The organism is Nocardioides agariphilus (genome assembly GCF_015352445.1).
In the GTDB taxonomy this organism is placed as follows: domain Bacteria; phylum Actinomycetota; class Actinomycetes; order Propionibacteriales; family Nocardioidaceae; genus Nocardioides; species Nocardioides agariphilus.
Genome location: NZ_JADKPO010000006.1, coordinates 114067 through 131377 on the forward strand (window position 1 = coordinate 114067; position 17311 = coordinate 131377).

General features: G+C 69.6%; 13 protein-coding genes. 7 read left to right on the forward strand and 6 right to left on the reverse strand.

Annotation, left to right across the window (positions count from 1 at the left end; genetic code table 11):
* The first annotated feature begins 22 nt into the window (after positions 1-22).
* From ISU10_RS06325 to ISU10_RS06335, 3 genes are read left to right on the forward strand one after another with little or no spacing between them, the layout of a single operon-like run.
* Positions 23-1192, forward strand: a complete 1170-nt coding sequence (locus ISU10_RS06325; protein ID WP_228499773.1) for a branched-chain amino acid ABC transporter permease — start codon at positions 23-25, stop codon at positions 1190-1192.
* Positions 1185-2180, forward strand: a complete 996-nt coding sequence (locus ISU10_RS06330) for an ABC transporter ATP-binding protein (RefSeq protein WP_194695525.1) — start codon at positions 1185-1187, stop codon at positions 2178-2180. The genes ISU10_RS06325 and ISU10_RS06330 overlap by 8 nt, the downstream gene beginning before the upstream one ends.
* A complete protein-coding gene (locus ISU10_RS06335; protein WP_370864846.1) occupies positions 2177-3043 on the forward strand; it encodes an ABC transporter ATP-binding protein in 867 nt (288 codons plus the stop codon). The genes ISU10_RS06330 and ISU10_RS06335 overlap by 4 nt, the downstream gene beginning before the upstream one ends.
* 194 nt (positions 3044-3237) lie before the next feature.
* Here ISU10_RS06335 and ISU10_RS06340 read toward each other — a convergent pair whose 3' ends face one another.
* A complete protein-coding gene (locus ISU10_RS06340; protein ID WP_370864847.1) occupies positions 3238-4599 on the reverse strand; it encodes an ABC transporter substrate-binding protein in 1362 nt (453 codons plus the stop codon).
* Positions 4600-4954: 355 nt separating this feature from the next.
* Between ISU10_RS06340 and ISU10_RS06345 the strand changes: the two genes are divergently transcribed.
* Together ISU10_RS06345 and polA are read left to right on the forward strand one after the other, a co-directional pair.
* On the forward strand, positions 4955-5527 hold the full coding sequence (locus ISU10_RS06345; RefSeq protein ID WP_194695526.1) for a GNAT family N-acetyltransferase: 573 nt from the start codon (positions 4955-4957) through the stop codon (positions 5525-5527).
* 102 nt (positions 5528-5629) lie between these two features.
* Positions 5630-8335 carry a DNA polymerase I gene (gene polA / locus ISU10_RS06350; protein ID WP_194695527.1) on the forward strand — a complete coding sequence of 902 codons (2706 nt, stop codon included), beginning with the start codon at positions 5630-5632 and terminating at the stop codon, positions 8333-8335.
* 77 nt (positions 8336-8412) lie between these two features.
* Here polA and ISU10_RS06355 read toward each other — a convergent pair whose 3' ends face one another.
* Both ISU10_RS06355 and ISU10_RS06360 read right to left on the reverse strand, forming a co-directional pair.
* The gene (locus ISU10_RS06355; RefSeq protein WP_370864848.1) at positions 8413-9684 is read right to left on the reverse strand and encodes a lipopolysaccharide biosynthesis protein; all 1272 of its coding nucleotides are present in this window, start codon (positions 9682-9684) and stop codon (positions 8413-8415) included.
* 40 nt (positions 9685-9724) lie between these two features.
* Complete coding sequence (locus ISU10_RS06360) at positions 9725-10477, reverse strand: class I SAM-dependent methyltransferase (protein ID WP_194695528.1); 753 nt, start codon at positions 10475-10477, stop codon at positions 9725-9727.
* A gap of 22 nt (positions 10478-10499) precedes the next feature.
* Here ISU10_RS06360 and ISU10_RS06365 point away from each other — a divergent pair, with 22 nt between their 5' ends.
* Entirely contained in the window at positions 10500-12254 is a 1755-nt protein-coding gene (locus tag ISU10_RS06365; protein ID WP_194695529.1) for an MmpA family trehalose lipid delivery protein, read from the forward strand.
* A gap of 62 nt (positions 12255-12316) precedes the next feature.
* Positions 12317-12460, forward strand: a complete 144-nt coding sequence (locus ISU10_RS06370) for a hypothetical protein (RefSeq protein WP_194695530.1) — start codon at positions 12317-12319, stop codon at positions 12458-12460.
* Here the strand turns inward: ISU10_RS06370 and ISU10_RS06375 are convergent.
* The 3 genes from ISU10_RS06375 to ISU10_RS06385 are packed head-to-tail and all read right to left on the reverse strand — an operon-like array spanning position 12448 to position 17182.
* Positions 12448-13551 (reverse strand): glycosyltransferase family 4 protein, encoded by a 1104-nt coding sequence (locus ISU10_RS06375; protein WP_194695531.1) that lies wholly within the window; start codon positions 13549-13551, stop codon positions 12448-12450. The genes ISU10_RS06370 and ISU10_RS06375 overlap by 13 nt on opposite strands.
* A gap of 8 nt (positions 13552-13559) precedes the next feature.
* A complete protein-coding gene (locus ISU10_RS06380) occupies positions 13560-15713 on the reverse strand; it encodes a hypothetical protein (RefSeq protein WP_194695532.1) in 2154 nt (717 codons plus the stop codon).
* A gap of 26 nt (positions 15714-15739) precedes the next feature.
* Positions 15740-17182 (reverse strand): bifunctional glycosyltransferase/class I SAM-dependent methyltransferase, encoded by a 1443-nt coding sequence (locus ISU10_RS06385; protein WP_194695533.1) that lies wholly within the window; start codon positions 17180-17182, stop codon positions 15740-15742.
* Positions 17183-17311: the final 129 nt, after the last annotated feature.

Genomic DNA, 17311 nt, shown 5'->3' on the forward strand with positions numbered 1-17311 from the left:
GGGCCGACGGAAAGGTTTCGACATGAGCACACTCTCCGAGTCCATCCCGACTCCCGACGCTGCCCAGACGGGGGAGACCCAGGCCGGTGTCTACGACCCCAACGACCCCGAAGGGCCACCGCCGGAGCGCCGCTTCCTGATCGCCGCAACGATCTTCGTCGCCTACTTCGTGGTCGTCCTGCTCGCTGCCAAGTACGCGCCCGGCACCGCCGGCAACATCGCGCGCGGCATGCTCCGCGAGTCGATCTCGGCACAGACCGCGGCCGTCGCGATCGCGATCATCGGCCTCAACATCCACTTCGGCTACACAGGTCTGCTCAACATGGGCCAGGCCGGCTTCATGATGCTGGGCGCCTACGGGTTCTCGATCTCCATCTGGCACGGCCTGCCGATGGTCGTCGGCATCTTGATGGGCATGCTGGCGGCCTTCGTCTTCGCGCTGATCCTCGGCGTGCCGACGCTGAAGTTGAGAGGTGACTACCTGGCCATCGTCACCATCTCGGCCGCGGAGATCCTGCGCTACATCGGGCGGCTCGCCCGGCTCGAGGACTTCTCGGGGGCGGCACAAGGCATCCCGGGCTCGCAGTACCGCGAGCCGTTCACCAACCTGTCCTTCTTCGGCGACGGCACCTGGGACGGCGGTGGGTGGCTGCCTGAGCTGCAGCTGACCGGTGTCAACGGGTGGTGGGTGCGGTTCGTGGCCTGGTTGCTGGTGGCTGTCTGCTGCCTGCTGGTGTTCTTGCTGGTGCGCAGCCCGTGGGGCCGGCTGCTCCGCGGTATCCGCGAGGACGAGGACGCGATCCGCAGCCTGGGCAAGAACGTGTTCGCCATCAAGATGCAGGCACTGATCATCGGCGGCCTGTTCGGCGCACTGGGCGGAATGCTCTACATCCTCCCGGCGTCGATGCAGCCCGATGCGATGGGCCGGTCGCTCACGTTCTTCTGCTGGACCGCCCTGCTGCTCGGGGGTGCGGCCACCGTGTTCGGGCCGGTGATGGGCGCGGTGCTCTTCTTCGCACTGCGCATCTTCATCCAGGGCACCTCCAACGCGGTGGTGCCCGACAGCGTCATGAACACCTCGCAGGCCGCACAGTTCGCGTGGATCTGCGTCGGTGTCACGCTGATGCTGCTGGTGATCTTCCGACCACAAGGAATCCTCGGCGACAAGAGGGAGCTGCGTTTCAATGTCTGAGCAGACCGCGGTCGCCGCAGGCTCGACCGGCCCGACCAAGTACGCCGATCCCGTGGCGCGCCGTGCGCTGATGGCCGGCGTGTCCGCGGAGCCTGGCTCCGCCAAGCCCGATGCGATCCTCACCGTCGACCACATCATCCGCAACTTCGGCGGCATGACAGCCGTGCACGTCGACCACCTCGAGGTTCAGCGCGGCATCATCACCGCGCTGATCGGGCCCAACGGCGCCGGCAAGACGACGTTCTTCAACCTGATCACCGGGTTCGACCGCCCGAGCTCGGCCAAGTCGGGGGCGCACTGGTCGTTCAACGGGCGCAAGCTCGACAAGACGTCGGCGTCCTCGGTCGCGCTGGCCGGCATGGTGCGCACCTTCCAGCTGACCAAGTCCCTCAACCGCATGACGGTGATGGACAACATGATGCTGGGGGCGCGCGGGCAGCGCGGTGAGAACCTCCTCACCGCGATGTTCAAGGGCACCTGGGGCGCGCAGGAGAAGCAGATCGAGGCCAAGGCCTATGACCTGCTCAACCGCTTCAGCCTCTACGCCAAGCGCAACGATTACGCCGGCAGCCTCTCCGGCGGCCAGCGCAAGCTCCTCGAGATGGCCCGGGCCCTGATGAGCGACCCGACCATGATCATGCTCGACGAGCCGATGGCAGGCGTGAACCCCGCCCTGACCCAGTCACTGCTCGGGCACATCCAGAGCCTGCGCGACGAGGGCATGACGGTGCTGTTCGTCGAGCACGACATGCACGTCGTACGCCACATCTCCGACTGGGTCGTGGTGATGGCCGAGGGTCGCATGGTGGCCGAAGGCCCGGCCGACACCGTGATGTCCAACCCGGCCGTCATCGACGCCTACCTGGGCGCCCACCACGACACCGACCTCGGTGACGACTCACTCCTCTCCGACGAGGCGATGGAGGAGATCTCGCAGGAGGTCGCAGCCGAAGAGGCCCAGCGGGACGAGGAGCAGGAGACCAAGTGACCGAGACCATGACCAGTGGGACGACCACGTCGCCGCGCACCGACGCGGTCATCGAGGCCAAGGACGTCGTCGCCGGCTATCTGCCGGGCGTCAACATCCTCAACGGCTGCAGCCTGGTCGCCTATCCCGGCGAGATGATCGGCATCATCGGCCCCAACGGAGCAGGCAAGTCCACGCTCCTCAAGGCGATGTTCGGTCTGGTTCGCGTCCACTCCGGCCAGGTGACGCTGCACGGCAAGGACATCACCAACCTCAAGGCCAACCGGCTGGTCGAGACCGGAGTGGGCTTCGTGCCCCAGACCAACAACGTGTTCCCCACGTTGACGATCGAGGAGAACCTCCGGATGGGCCTGTTCCTGAGGCCCCAGAAGCTCACCGAGCGCCTGGCCGCCATGTGGGACCTCTTCCCGGTGCTCCACGACCGTCGCCGGCAGATGGCCGGGGCGCTCTCCGGTGGAGAGCGTCAGTCGCTGGCCATGGCACGTGCACTGATGATGGAGCCGTCGGTGCTGCTGCTCGACGAGCCGTCGGCCGGTCTGTCGCCGGTGCGCCAGGACGAGACGTTCATCCGCACCCGCCACATCAACAAGACCGGCGTGTGCGTGGTGATGGTCGAGCAGAACGCCCGCCGCTGCCTGCAGATCTGTGACCGCGGCTACGTCCTCGACCAGGGTCGGGACGCCTACACCGGCACGGGCCGCGAGCTGGCCAACGACCCGAAGGTCATCGAGCTCTACCTCGGTACCTTGGCCAAGGATGTCGAGGAGGCGCGCACGGACAAGCCGGCAGGCCACGAGCACGACAAGGCCGCCGGCCACGAGCACCCACACCACCAGCACGAGGACGGCGTCCACACCGACTAGCCCTCGACACCCGGCGTACGACGAGAGGCCCGGACCTACCTGGTAGGTCCGGGCCTCGGCGCGTCTCTGGCTCGCGGTCGGCGTGGGGGGAGCGGTCGAGACGCCTGCCCCACCGCAACCGCGTGGAACACAGAAGGCCCCCGGACCTCTCGGTCCGGGGGCCTTCGCTGTTGGTTCAGCTCAGCAAGCTGAGGTCACTCCTTGGAACCCTCCACCGTGGTGGTGAAGACGTTCTTGTTGGTGGCGTCAAAGGTGTAGATGCCGACGAACGCGGAGGACGGGTCGTTCTCCTTGTCGATCGGACCGATGCCCGAAGGTCCGGCGTAGCGGACCTCCTCGCCACCGGCGATCAGGTCGGCGCACTCCTTGAACGTCGCGCACTCCGTGCCACCCGTCGCTCCCGACACGGCGGCCAGGTTCTTCTGGATGGTCGGCGCGGTGGTGTCGCCACCCTTGAGCGCCGCGAGGGCGGACAAGATGGTGGCGTCGTAGGACTCTGCGCCGTAGGCGTAGTCGTCGAGAGCCTTGCCCTCGGCGAACTCCGACCAACCGCTCAGGCGGGCCTTGAACTCGGCGGAGGCGTCCGCACCGGGGATGGTGCCTTGGGCGCCCTCGAGCATGCCGGCCGGGAAGTCCTTGCTGTAGTCGGCGGTGTTGCCGTCGGAGTAGTAGGTCTTCGACATGTCCCAGCCCTGGCCGGCGAGCTCAGGCACGAGCGCCTTGGTCTCGTCGAAGGCCAGCACCACGATCGCGTCGGGGTTGGACGCCAGCGCGGCGCCGACCTCGGTGGAGAAGGTGGTCTGGCCGGCCGGGAACTCGTTGCCGTCGCCCTTGCAGCCGTAGACGCACTCGCCACCGCCAGCCTTGACCGTCTCCTCGACGGAGTCGCGCAGACCGGTGCCGTAGGTGTCGTTGAACACCAAGAAGGCGATCTTCTGGTAGCCGTCAGAGGTGATCAGCTGACCGAGCGCCGAACCCTGGATGGTGTCCGGCGGAGCGGTACGGAAGTACCACTTGGAGTAGCCGCTCAGGTCGACGGCGGTGTTGGCCGGCGAGATCTCCACGATGTTGTTGGAGGCGAAGGTGTCGACGACGTTGAGCGAGACCGACGACGAGGCCGCGCCGATGACCACGGAAGGCTTGCTCGCCACCAGGGTCTGGGCCGAAGCAGTCGAGACAGCCATGTCGGTGGAGTCGCCGGAGTCCTGCACGTCGTGGCAGGCGGTGATGCCCGCGCCGGCGGCGTTGATCTCGGAGACGGCAAGACCCACACCTGCGACCTCGGGCGGGCCGAGGAACGCGAGGTTGCCCGTCAGCGGCAGGATGCCGCCCACGCGCAGGGTGTCGGCGCTGGTCTGGCCGTTCTTGCACTTGTCGTTGGTGAAGGTTTCGGCCGGCGCGGACGACTCGGTCTCGGAGGGTTCGCTCGAAGGGGAGTTGGTGTCATCGGCCGTCGGCGTGCTGCTGTCATCGCTGCCACATGCGACGAGCGACAGCGCCAGCACGGCGGTGCCGGCCATGACCTTGGCCCAGGTCACTGGTTTGGTACGACTCACGGGTGGGACCTTTCTTTCGGGTGCACGATCACCGCTGTCCTCGATCCGAGGTAGGGGTCAGCGGAGTCACCGTAAACCGGCAACATCGCGGGACTGCACACCGAACCCTGTCGTTAGCGAACCGTTACGTCAATCACCGTGGCGGCGAGCCCGTGCGCTGGACCTCGCACCGGTTTCAGGCGTGTGAAGCAGCGTCTCGTGGCGGCCTCGCACCCCGTCCCCCAGCCCGTCCCCCAGCCGCCGATGCAGGGGGTCTAGGGACAAGCCGGTCCGGGACCGCTATGGTCGCCGGAGGAGCGGCGTCCACGGGGGGTGGGGATGCGCCGTTCGCCCCGGGCCATGGAGGCGAACAAGTATGAGTCGATCGCTGGTCTACGTGCGCGAGGCGGTGGCGGCCGACGCCGAGCTTCTCGCGGATCTGTGGGCCGATCTGCTGCGTCGTGGCGACGAGCACGACCGGGTGGCCGACATGTCCTACGTGGTCACGACAGCGAGCGACGATCCCGATCAGCGGTTGGTCGTCGCCGAGTACGACGGACACCTCGCAGGCGCCGTACACCTGCGCCTGACCACGATCACACCGCTCAACCTGGACGCATCCGTCCAGGTCATGTCGCCGCAGGTGTTCCCCGAGTTCCGCCGTCACGGCGTCGGCCGGGCACTGATGGATGCCGCGGTGACCTGGGCCGAGGAGTGCGGCGCGGGACATCTGGTGGCCGCCGCGCCTTCCGGCTCGCGCGACGGCAACCGCTTCATGGCCCGCCTGGCTCTGGGGCCCATCGCGACCTTCCGCCTGGCCCCGACGACCGTCGTCCGGGCCAAGCTGATGGCCCAGCGCCCTCCGGTGGCGCGGGTGCCCGCTCGCCAGCTCACCCACGTGCTCGCCGTGCGCCGCTCCATGCGCAGGCAGAGCGCCGAGAGCGTCTAGACCGGTCCAGACCGGTTGGCTCCCGGCTGCCGGGCATCCGCCGCGTGCGGGCGTCCCGCTGCGAGAGACCGTGCTGTCGGTGGCCCTGACTAGAGTCGGACAGTGCCCGAAGCGACCAAGCGACTGCTCCTGCTCGATGGCCACTCGTTGGCCTACCGCGCGTTCTTCGCGCTCCCGGTGGAGAACTTCTCGACCACCACCGGACAGCACACCAACGCCGTCTTCGGGTTCACCTCGATGCTCATCAACGTGCTCCGCGACGAGCAGCCGACCCACATCGCGGTGGCCTTCGACAAGTCGCGCCAGACCTTCCGCCTCGAGCAATACCCCGAATACAAGGCCAAGCGCAACAAGACGCCCGAGGAGTTCTCCAGCCAGCTGCCGCTGATCGACGAGGTGCTCGACGCCCTCAGGATCAAGCACCTGCGCAAGGACGGCTACGAGGCCGACGACATCATTGCCACGCTCGTGACACAGGCGCTGAGCGACGACGAGTTCGAGGTGCTGATCCTCACCGGTGACCGCGACTCCTTCCAGCTGGTCAACGAGCGAGCGACCGTCCTCTACCCCATGCGGGGCGTCTCCGAGCTGGCGCGGATGACGCCGGCGGCCGTCGAGGCCAGATACGGCGTCGGCCCCGATCGCTACCCCGAGCTGGCGGCTCTCGTGGGCGAGGACTCCGACAACCTGCCCGGCGTCCCCGGTGTCGGGCCCAAGACGGCCGCCAAGTGGCTCCAGCTCTACGACGGCCTCGACAACGTCGTCACCCACGCCGACGAGATCAAGGGCAAGGCCGGCGAGAGCCTCCGCGAGCACCTCGGCGACGTGATCCGCAACCGCTCGCTCAACGCGCTGGTCCGCGACCTCGACCTCGAGCTCGGCCCCGCCGACTTCGCGGCCGAGTCATGGGACCGCCAGCTCGTCCACACGTTGTTCGACTCCCTGGAGTTCCGCGTGCTGCGCGAGCGGCTCCTGGAGTCCTGGGACGTCCAGCACGACGAGATCGACGAGTCCGGCTTCGAGCTGGCCGGCTCGCGGCTGGCCCCGGGCGAGGTGTCGGGCTGGCTGGAGGAGCACACCCGTGAAGGCCGCACGGGCATCACGGTGCAGGGTCGTTGGGGCTCCGGCACCGGCGAGGTCTGGTCGCTGGCGTTCGCCACCGCCGACGGCACGGGGGCGTTCGTCGACGCGGGGGAGGTCTCACCCGATGACGACGCCGCGCTGGTGACGTGGTTCGAGGACCCCGCCCGCGCCAAGGTGCTCCACGATGCCAAGGGCCCGATGCTCGCCCTGGCTGCCCGAGGCTGGCGCTTGCGCGGATTGGTCAGCGACACCGCGCTGGCGGCCTACCTCGCGCGCCCCGACCAGCGTTCCTACGACCTGGCCGACCTGACGCTGCGCTACCTCAAGCGAGAGCTGAAGGGCGCGACCGACAGCGTCGACCAGGGGCAGCTCACCTTCGACGCCCTCGACGAGGCCGGGGGCATGGGCTCCGACGACGCGGCCGACACCGCGATGCTGCACGCGCGGGCGGTCGTCGACCTCGCTGATGCTCTCGACAACGAGATCGAGGAGCGCGGCGGCACGCAGCTGCTGGCCGATGTCGAGCTGCCGCTGATCGACCTGCTGGCGTTGCTCGAGCAGACGGGCATCGCGGTCGACATCGACCACCTGCAGTCGCTCGAGACCCATTTCGCCGGCGAGGTCAAGCGCGCGGCCGAGGACGCGTTCTCGGTGATCGGCAAGGAGATCAACCTCGGATCCCCCAAGCAGCTGCAGACCGTGCTCTTCGACGAGCTCGGCATGCCCAAGACCAAGCGCACCAAGACCGGCTACACCACCGACGCCGACGCGCTGCAGTCGCTCTACGAGAAGACCGAGCACCCCTTCTTGCTGGCGCTGCTGCGTCATCGCGACGTCTCGCGGCTTCGGCAGACGCTCGAGGGTCTGCTCAAGACGGTGGCCGCGGACGGTCGCATCCACACCACCTTCAACCAGCTGATCGCGGCGACCGGCCGGCTGTCCTCCACCGAGCCCAACCTCCAGAACATCCCCATCCGCACCGAGGAGGGTCGGCGGATCCGCGAGGGGTTCGTCGTCGGTGACGGCTACGAGTGCCTGATGACGGCCGACTACAGCCAGATCGAGATGCGGATCATGGCCGACCTGTCGCAAGACGCCGGTCTGATCGGGGCCTTCAACTCCGGTCGCGACTTCCACTCGATCACCGCCTCGCGCGTCTTCGACGTACCCGCCGACGAGGTGACCCCCGGCCAACGCGCCAAGATCAAGGCGATGAACTACGGCCTGGCCTACGGCCTGTCTGCCTTCGGGCTCGGCGGCCAGCTCCGCATCGACCCGAGCGAGGCCAAGGTCTTGATGGATGAGTACTTCGAGACGTTCGGCGGGGTGCGCGACTACCTCGCCAGCGTCGTCGACGAGGCCCGGCGCACCGGCTACACCGAGACCATCATGGGTCGCCGCCGCTACCTGCCCGACCTCACCTCCGACAACCGGCAGCGTCGCGAGATGGCCGAGCGGATGGCCCTCAACGCGCCGATCCAAGGCTCGGCCGCCGACGTGATCAAGGTGGCGATGCTGCGGGTGCACGATGCCACCGTCAAGGCCGGGTTGCGCTCGCGGATGCTGCTGCAGGTTCACGACGAGCTGGTCTTCGAGGTCTTCCCCGGCGAGCGCGAGCAGTTCGAGGCACTGGTGCGCGAGCAGATGGGCGGCGCCGCCAGCCTCGAGGTGCCCCTCGACGTCTCCATCGGCACCGGTCATTCGTGGCACGAGGCGGCCCACTGACGCTCCGCTGGTTGGAAGCAGTTGCGTCACTGGGTCTCCAGACGGGTGCTGGCGCGCCCTCCTCGACCGGCGAGTCGTCACATGACGGCTTCGGGTGGGGGCGCCTGGTCCTCGACGGGCTTGCGGAGGCGGACGAGGCTGGCGGCGAGCAGCGCGACGAACAACACGGTGTCGACCGCGGTGACCACTACCAACAGCCCGGTGACCGACGTGGCCTGGGAGCCGGCAGCGACCAGGACCACCAAGGTGCCCCACACCAGGTAGACCGAGCGGGTGCCGCGGCGGGCGAGCACGGCGTACACCAGCAGCTGGAGCAGCGACAGCACGGTGCCGAGTACTGCGAACAGCCACAGCCGGCCTTGGATGGCGGCGTAGTCCGGTCCGCCGACGAAGACCAGCGCCAGCCGGGGCAGCGCCGCACACGCCAGGACGCCCACGGCACCCAGAGCCACGATCAACGCGAGGCCGCGCACGAGCGCCTGGCGCCGCTGATGGGCTGTCGACATCGACGGAAAGGCGACCACCACCACGAACTGCGGCAGGAACAGCATGGCCTTGGTGAGGATGAGCCCTCCTGCATAGAGGCCGGCCTCGTGCTCGTCGAGCACGTTGCGGGCCAAGATCACGTCGCAGTTGATCAGCGACAAGAAGGCCAGGAGCGCCTGGGCGTTGGCGAGCACCTCGCGGGCGACCGGCCGCGTCGAGTGGCGCGAGCTGTCCTGCTCGGACGTGCGCTTGCGACGCAGTGCGTAGGCCCCCAGCAGTACCGGCGCGATGGCCCCGACGAACACCCCGACCAACGCGTTCAGCTCGGTCGGGTGCCACAGCATCAGGGCCGTGCCCACCGCGAGCTTCGGCACTCCTGTGGCGACGTAGATCATCGCGACCGGCCACCACCGGCGCTCGCCCTGCAGGACGCCGAGCTGGCCCCCGGTGATGGTCAGGGGTACGGCGCACAGCGCGACGAGGGAGGCAGCCGCGAGGTTGTCGAGACGTAGCAGGCTGTTGATGACGGGCGTCAGCAGGAGCAGCCCGACGCCGACGCCGCCGGCGACCCGATAGGTCAAGGAGAGGATCTCTCGCTCGATCTGCGCGACCTGGGCCGGGTCGGCCGAGATCCTGCGTGCGGCAGCGGTCTGCAAGCCGAGCTGGAGCACGGCGATGACCAGCAGCAGTGCCATCAGCGAGGCGAGCGCGCCGTAGTCCTGGGGCCCGAGCAACCGTGCTGCGATCGCGGTGAACGCGTAGGCGGCCAGGTTCATGACCGCCATCGCCACGGCGACGCTGGCCCCGCGGTGGCGCGGTCCTGCCGGGCGACCCGAGTGCCCGGGAGGAACGGTCTCGGTCACCGGGCGAGCCTAGTGAACCGGTGTGGCGGGGCAGAGATCCTTAGTAGGGATCGGCGCGGTCGTGATGCCCGGCCAGCCGCGCGATGGGACGCAGCCGCAGCCGTAGCAACACCTTGATGCCCACGTTGCGGGCGAACCACGGCAGCTCGGCCAGCACGGCCAGGCGGTCCTGCCCGGATGGCCGGGCGCGCACGAACATCGCCAGGCTGCCGACCCGGCCGGCGTAGCGCAGGTTCGGCGAGGGCAGGGCGTGCAGCAGCAGCGCCAAGGTGACGCCGATCGAGGAGAAGCCGTCGTGCACAAGCAGCCGCCCGCCCGGCGGGAGGCGGTCGCCCCACTGCAGGTCGCGCAGCGTGCTGAGCACGTCGTGCTTGCCGTCGACGAAGACCAGGTGCACAGGTCGGTCCCAGGCGTCGAGTACCTGGGTGCTGCGCAGAGCCAGGTGCTCGACGCGCCCGCGCACGCGTGGTCGGCTGAGGTTGTCCTCGAACACCTGCCGGGTCGCCGGACCGCCGAACCTGCCGCCGGCCTCGAAGGGGTCGATCGCCACCACGGTGACGTCCGGACGGGCCAGGGCCAGGGCCAGGGTGGACCGCCCCTGATGCGAGCCGACCTCGACCACCGTCGAGTTGTGTGGCAGGGCGCGGACCGCCTCGAAGAGCACCCTGGCCTGGTCGCGGGTCAGCCAGCCGCCGACGGGCTCGATCCAGGCGTAGGCCGCCTCGAAGGCAGCGGCGCGACCCTCGTCCTCGACCCGGGTGTTCAATGAGCTGCCCTCATAGGAGCGGATCATAGGAACTGGGGAGGCCGGCGCCGTGGGACGTGGGTTCACGCGGGTGCTCCCCGACGCCCTCGTCGCCGTCGTGGTGCTCGTGCTGACCTGGCCGATGTGGACCACAGCCGGCTACGGGCTGGCTCGTGACATGGTCTTCAGCCCTCGCGCCCCGTGGACGCTCGATGCCATCGGCATGGGCTCCTCGCTGCCTCGTGCGGTGCCGCTCGACGGCGTCCTCGCTGCGGCGACCTCGGTGGTCGACGGGGCGGTGGTGTTCCGCGTCGCCGTGGCCGGCGTGCTGCTGGCCGCCGGGTGGGGGGCGCACCGGCTTCTCGCCGTCGTCGTCCAGGAGGTCTCGCCGGCGGCTCGCTGCCTCGTCGGCGTGGCGGCGGTCTGGAACCCCTACGTCGTCGAGCGGCTGGCGCTGGGCCAGTGGGCGTTGCTGGCCACCTACGCGGCGATGTGGTGGCTGCTGCCCGTCGTACGGCGGGTGCTCGCGGGGGAGCGTCGGGCCTGGTGGGCGTCGGTCTGCCTGATCCTGGTCGCCTCGCTGACGCCGACCGGCGGAGCGCTCGTGCTGATGGTCGTCGTCGCCACGCTGGTCGTGGTCGTCGTGCACCGCGACTCGATCGCTCGTGCCGTCAGGCTGCTCCTCGTCGCGGTGGCGGCCCAGCTGCCGTGGGTGCTGGCCGGTGTGCTCGGCGCTGCTTCGGCTACGAGCGACCCGCTCGGCGTCGAGGTCTTCGCAGCCCGGGCGGAGCGGCCGGGGGGAGTCTGGCCCAGCCTGTTGACGACTGGCGGAGTGTGGAGCCCGTTCCAGGTGCCCGCCTCGTTGACGTCGTGGGGTGGTCACGCCCTGACCGTGCTGGTCGTCGTCGTGCTGCTGGCAGGCGGCGCACGGATGGCTCGCCGCGAGCAAGCGCTCGCGCTGGCCGCGGTGGTCGGGTTCGTGCTGGCGGGTCTGGCCCACCTGCCCGGGGGCGGTGACGCGCTGGCCTGGGCGGTCGAACACGTCCCCGGCTCGGGCTTGTTGCGCGATGGCCAGAAGTGGCTGCTGCCCTACGTCGTCGTGGTGGTGTCCTCGGCCGGGATCGCCGTCACCCGGGCAGAGCGTGCCCTTCGTCGGCGGGACTCCGATCTCGGGGCACTCCTGGTCGGTGCCATGGCACTGCTGCCGGTGGTGCTGGTGCCCGATGCAGCCGGCCGCACCTGGCAGGCTCTCGAGCCCGTCACCTACCCCGACGACCTCACGCGAGCGGTCGCGGTGCTCGACGACCCGGATGCTGTGGGGGAGGTGGTGACGTTGCCATGGGCCTCCTACCGGGAGTTCTCCTGGGGCAACCCGGTGTCGGCGGCCGACCCGTTGCCCCGCTGGACCGAGCGACCCACGGTGGTGTCCGACGCCCTGCTGACCGAATCGGGGAGCGTCGCAGGCGAGGACACCCGCGCTCGCGAGGTGGAGACGGCGCTCGCGCGAACCGACGTGCCGCTGGCCGAGAGTCTGGCCGCGGCGGATGTCGGTTGGGTCCTGGTGTACGCCGACCAGCCGGGGGCCGCGGAGCTGGACACCAGCGGGCTGACGCCGGTCGTCGACGGGTCGGACGTGCGGCTCTTCCGGGTGCCGGGCGCCGACAGGGAGCCCGAGTCGTCTGTCGACTCGGCCGGCCCCGTCGCCGTCGCCGCCGTCGCCGCTGTCGACGCGGCGTGGGGAGTGGCGCTGCTGGGAGGCCTGCTCGGCGGCCTCATCGTCGCGGTGCGAGCCAGACGGCCCAGCCGAGAGGTGACCGACCAGTAGCCTGGGCTGTTAGGCTGCGTCCCAGGACTCACCAGGAAACACCGAGCTCGAAAGGGAGCCCGATGCCCAACTTCCTCAGCATCATCATCACGCCGGTGATCGGTGCTGTGCTGGCCTTCTTGGTGACCTTCACCCTCGTGCAGTCGATGAGTGCCTCGCCCGACCAGAACCCCGCCGAGCAGGCGGCGCTGGTCTACGGCAAGTAGCCGCGGCGCAGCTCCTCCAGCAGCACTTTCTCCAGGCCCGTGGTGGCCTCGTCCCACGTGAACGTGGCGGCTCGCTCACGTGCGGCCCGACCCAGCGCATCCAGTCGTCGCGGATCGCCCAGCAGCTCGTCGGTGATCTGTCGCAGTGAAGCCTCGTCGGCGACAAGTGCACCCGTGGTCCCGTCGACCACCGACTCGGCGGTCCCGCCCGCGTTGCGGTAGGCCACGGTCGGGGTGCCTACGGCTGCGGCCTCGAGCACGGCGATGCCCCAACCCTCCCGCACCGACGGCAGCACCATCAGCCAGGCCTGGCCGAGCAGGTCGGCCTTGGTCTGCTCGTCCACCCGGCCATGCCGGACCACGACGCCTTGCAGTCCCCTGCGGGAGATCTCGGCGTCGAGCTCGCCGGCCCACCAGCCGTCCCCCACCAGGTCGAGCACGAGGCCGGGGTGGCGTTCGCGCAGCTCGTCGGTGAGTGCGATGGCCTGCTCGATGCGCTTGTGCGGGACCAGTCGCGCCAGCACGCAGAGTCGAGGGGTTGCCGACCGGGGCAGCCGGGGTGCGGGCAGCGATGGGGTGCCGTTGCGGACCACCTCGACCCGGCGCAGCCCCAACGCGTGCAGGTCTCGCCGGCTGGCCTCCGAGACCGTGACGAAGGGGATGGCCCGGTAGAGCCAGGGCACCACCCGCGACTCGACGTACCACCCCAGGCGACCACCCCACCCGGGGTAGATGATCCGCCACTGCTCGCGGTGCACGTGGTGCACCAGGGCGACCAGGCCCCGTCGGCGTACGAGGGGTGTCGCGAACGGCAGCCCGTTGATCACGTCGACCACCGCGTCCGTACGGCGGCCGGCGCGGGAGAGCAGGTAGGCAAGGCCGTGCACGTAGACGGTGAGACGGCCGCCCCGTCGCAGCACCCGGAAGCCACCCGTCACCGACACGTCGGCCGCGCCGTCGTGGCTCGCGCACAACACGGTCACGTCGTGACCACGGGCCGCCAGGCCGGCCGCCACCTGCTCGACGTACACCTCCGACCCGCCGCCGTCGGGGTGGGAGGTGTCGCGCCAGGAGAGGAACAGGACCCGCATGGCGCGCGTCAATCCCGCGCCAGGTTGTGGTCGACCAGGCGCGCGCACAGGGGCGGGGTCAGGCCCTCGGCAGGCTTGATCCTCAGTCGCGAGCCGGGCAGCGTGACCGCCTGGTCGTAGACCGGCTCGACCCAGCCGATGCGTGAGACCCAGTCGGCGTACCACTCCTGGAGCGGCACATACCCGACGAAGCCGCCAGGGGTGGAGCTGACCTCCAGGTAGCCGATCGTGGGGTCGGTGCGCAGGCCCACGCGGACGTCCTCGCCGGGGTACGGACGAAAGAGGGGGCCGTAGTAGACACCGGTCTCGTTGCGGATGCCGACCTGGGCGCTGCCGTCGTCGAAGGTCTGCAGGAACACCTGACGGGTCGCCTTGCCGTGTACGACGAACAGGTCGACCGACTCCCGGGCCGACGAGCTCGGGAGCCCGACCGAGACCAGGTTGCTGCGCTCCTCGACCACGATCCACGGCTCGTAGGTGTCGCCGGTGTTGAGGTAGAGGCCGTCACAAGCGCCGCGGACGTGCAACTGGTCGGCACTGCCGCCCCGGGGCAGGTGGTCGGAGCGACTGATCAAGGCAGCGAACGAGCTGCCGGGGCCGCCACTGAGCCGGCTCTGCAGATCCAGGTAGCGCTCCAGCGCCGGGCCTCGGTGCGTGGTCGCGGCGGCCGCGAAGCCGGTGGCCGTCTCGGCCGCCATGGAGAACAGACCCCCCGCCGTGATCAGCGCTGCCAGGGCTGCGGTGACGGCGCGGGAGCGCCGGGCCAGCGGAGCCACGACCGCCCACAGCGTGATCGTGGACCCCACCACGAGCGCGGGCACGAACTCGCTGGTGTAGCGGAACGCGAGGTATCCGTAGGCCATCACGCCGCCGGTCATGAACACGGTGGCCACCACGGCAGGCCGCAGGGCCCGCACACCCTGACCGTCGTCTCCGTCCCGTCCCCGGTGGTCGAGGTGGCGCGGTCGCGTGCGCCGCAGCACCGTCGGCAAGGCGGCGAGCGCCATCAGCAGCCACAGCGGCATGAATGCGGTCACGCTGCCCGTGCGGTAGGCCTGGTCGATGACCGCGCCCCCGACGCCGTGGGCGTTGTGGCCGGGCAGCGTGATCCACGGGAAGTAGTCGACGAACCGGATGCTGCGCGGGTCGAAGTAGGTCACCAACGACGTGGGGAAGAACAGCGGTCCGGTGATGGTGCCGCCGTTGGCCTCGAGTGCGAACCGACGGTGCTGGTTGAGAGTCGTCCAGACCTGGTCCTGCAGGGGGAACAGGTAGGGATGGCCGAACTTCACCATGTTGTAGGCGATCCCGACGGCGAGCGGCAGTGCCCCGGCAACGAGTACCAGGGGTGCGAGTCGGCGCCGGCCGGCGAACGACCGGCCGCGAAACATCCACCCCGCGAGCGCGATGGTGCCGAGGCAGACGCCCCAGCCACCGGTGGTGCGCGTCAGCACGGCGCACAGCGCGACCAGTCCCAGCCACGCGACACCCCGCACCGTCGGCCGGATGCCGAGCCGGACCAGCCAGTAGGCAGCGGCGACGACCAGGGCGGTCTGCCAGAGGTACACCTCGTGGTAGACCCACGGCAACGCAGCGTCGAAGGTCAGCGTGGTGCCACCGGTGACACCGGCCAAGAAGATGCCCGCGAGCACGGACTCGCGGGTGGAGACCGGGGTGTCGCCGAGGATCGCGCTCCTGACCAGCCAGACAAGGCGGGTGGTGAAGACCGCGAAGACGACGAACGCCACCAGCATCGACACCACGGTCATCTGGCCGACGAAGTCGTCGGTGACGAGGAGGACCGGGATGCGCAGGATCGCGGGGAACGGACCGAAGTACATGTAGGTCTTGCCGTCGATCAGGAACCCCTCGATGCCCATCACGTAGGCGGGCACGTCGATGCGGCCGTCGAGGAAGGCGTTGCCCTGCGCCTCGAAGAAGTTGGCGCCGTAGCCGAGCGCCACAGCCTGTCGCCCGAGGTCGGTGCCGAAGTCGAGCAGCATCAGCACGAAGACGAGCCCGCCGCTCAAGGGTCCGGCGAGCGATGGGACGACGACCCGGCGCGGCGGCCGTGGCGGGGTGGGGCTCGCAGCCGACGGGTCGGGCTCGTGCGGCTCCGCGGGCTGCGGAGGGGTCTGGACCGGGGCGATGGAGGTGTTCAAGACGATGGCGAGCTGACGGACCAGGCTCAGATGGGCTGGAGCCGGTAGAGGAACTGGTAGCCGAACATCGTCGGCCACGCAGCAGTGGCCACGCGGTCGACCCTGGCGGCACGACGAGCGGTCCGGGACACGAAGGTCTCGCCTCCGCGGTCGAGCACGTCGACGGGGGAGCCCACGACATCGCGCTCGGCGATGTGGAGCCCGCACTCGTTCACCAGGCGCTCGAAGGTGCGGCGGGTGAAGAAGCGGACGTGGGTGTGGTCGAGCGGACCGCGCTGGTCGTAGTCGAAGCGGCCCAGCGCGACTTTGCCGCGGGGATACCAGTGACCGAAGTTGGGCACCGACACCAGGACCTGCCCCCCGGGGGAGAGATGGTCACGTAGGTCCTTCAGGAGAGTCGCGGGGTCGACGACGTGCTCGAGGATGTCGCCGGCCACGATGACGTCGTACGACGCGGTGCCGGCCGGCAGCCCCCGGCTGACGTCGGCCTCGACGAATCCGTCGAGCCGCTCGCCGACACCCTCGTGCTTGACCAGGTCGACGCCGTCGACGCGGTGGCCCTGGGCCCGCACCAGGGCACCGAACTGACCGTCGGAGCACCCGACGTCGAGCACGGTGGTGCCCGGCGCGAGGCGGGAGGTCCAGCGGAGCAGCACGCCGTGGGAGGAGTGCGCCGACGGCTTGAGCTCATAGGCCTCGCTGTCGGCGCCGGTCGAGCCGGCAGCCAGTCCGGACGGCCCGGTGCCGAAGCCCATCCGCCGAGCCTTGTAGCGCACCACGTCGGCGGTCACATCCTTGGCATATTTCATCCCGTTGACGTGGCAGATCTCGTCGCCGTAGTAGGTCGGGATCGGCACCTCGGCGATGCGCTTGCCCGCGCCATGAAGGCCCAAGATGATCTCGGTGTCGAAGTCGAAGCCGTTGCTGAACCCGTCGAGGTCGACGTCGGTGAGGGCATCGACGCGGTAGGCCCGGTAGCCGCTGTGCCACTCGGTGAGCTCCAGGCCGATGACGCGGTTCTGGAAGGTCGACAAGATGCGGTTGCCGACGTACTTGTACAGCGGCATGCCGCCTGCTCGCGCCTTGCCGCGCTCCATCATCCGCGAGCCGAAGACGGCCTCGGCGTCGCCGCGCTCGAGCGGGGCCACGAGGCTCTCGATGACCTCGGGGGCGTACTGCCCGTCACCGTGGAGCAGCACCACGACGTCGAGCCCGTGCTCGATGGCCCAGTGGTAGCCGGCCTTCTGGTTGCCGCCGTACCCGAGGTTGTGCGGGTGCTTGATGACCGTCAGCGGCAGTCGCGAGCTGGCCAGGTAGGCGAGCGCCACGTCGTAGGTGCCGTCGGCGCTGGCGTCGTCGCACACCAGCACGTGCTCGACGCGCCCGGCGAACGCGGGTGGGAGTCGGTCGAGGGTCTGGGCGAGCGTCGAGGCTGCGTTGTAGGCGACGACGAGCACACCGATGCGCATCTTCCGCCTCCCCAGGTTCGCGCCAAGTTACCGACCAGTCACATGTCGGTCGCCGCATCTTAGGCCACCACTGTCCCAAGTCGTGCTCTGGCACGATAGGGCCGCACCAGACCAGTCCCCACCCCGGAA

What these genes read in the sequence shown, in the direction of transcription:
- ISU10_RS06325 (WP_228499773.1), top strand. Translation starts at nt 23, where the DNA reads ATGAGCACACTCTCCGAGTCCATCCCGACTCCCGACGCTGCCCAGACG.
- ISU10_RS06330 (WP_194695525.1), top strand. Translation starts at nt 1,185, where the DNA reads ATGTCTGAGCAGACCGCGGTCGCCGCAGGCTCGACCGGCCCGACCAAG.
- ISU10_RS06345 (WP_194695526.1), top strand. Translation starts at nt 4,955, where the DNA reads ATGAGTCGATCGCTGGTCTACGTGCGCGAGGCGGTGGCGGCCGACGCC.
- ISU10_RS06360 (WP_194695528.1), bottom strand. Translation starts at nt 10,477, where the DNA reads ATGATCCGCTCCTATGAGGGCAGCTCATTGAACACCCGGGTCGAGGAC.
- ISU10_RS06370 (WP_194695530.1), top strand. Translation starts at nt 12,317, where the DNA reads ATGCCCAACTTCCTCAGCATCATCATCACGCCGGTGATCGGTGCTGTG.
- ISU10_RS06375 (WP_194695531.1), bottom strand. Translation starts at nt 13,551, where the DNA reads ATGCGGGTCCTGTTCCTCTCCTGGCGCGACACCTCCCACCCCGACGGC.
- ISU10_RS06385 (WP_194695533.1), bottom strand. Translation starts at nt 17,182, where the DNA reads ATGCGCATCGGTGTGCTCGTCGTCGCCTACAACGCAGCCTCGACGCTC.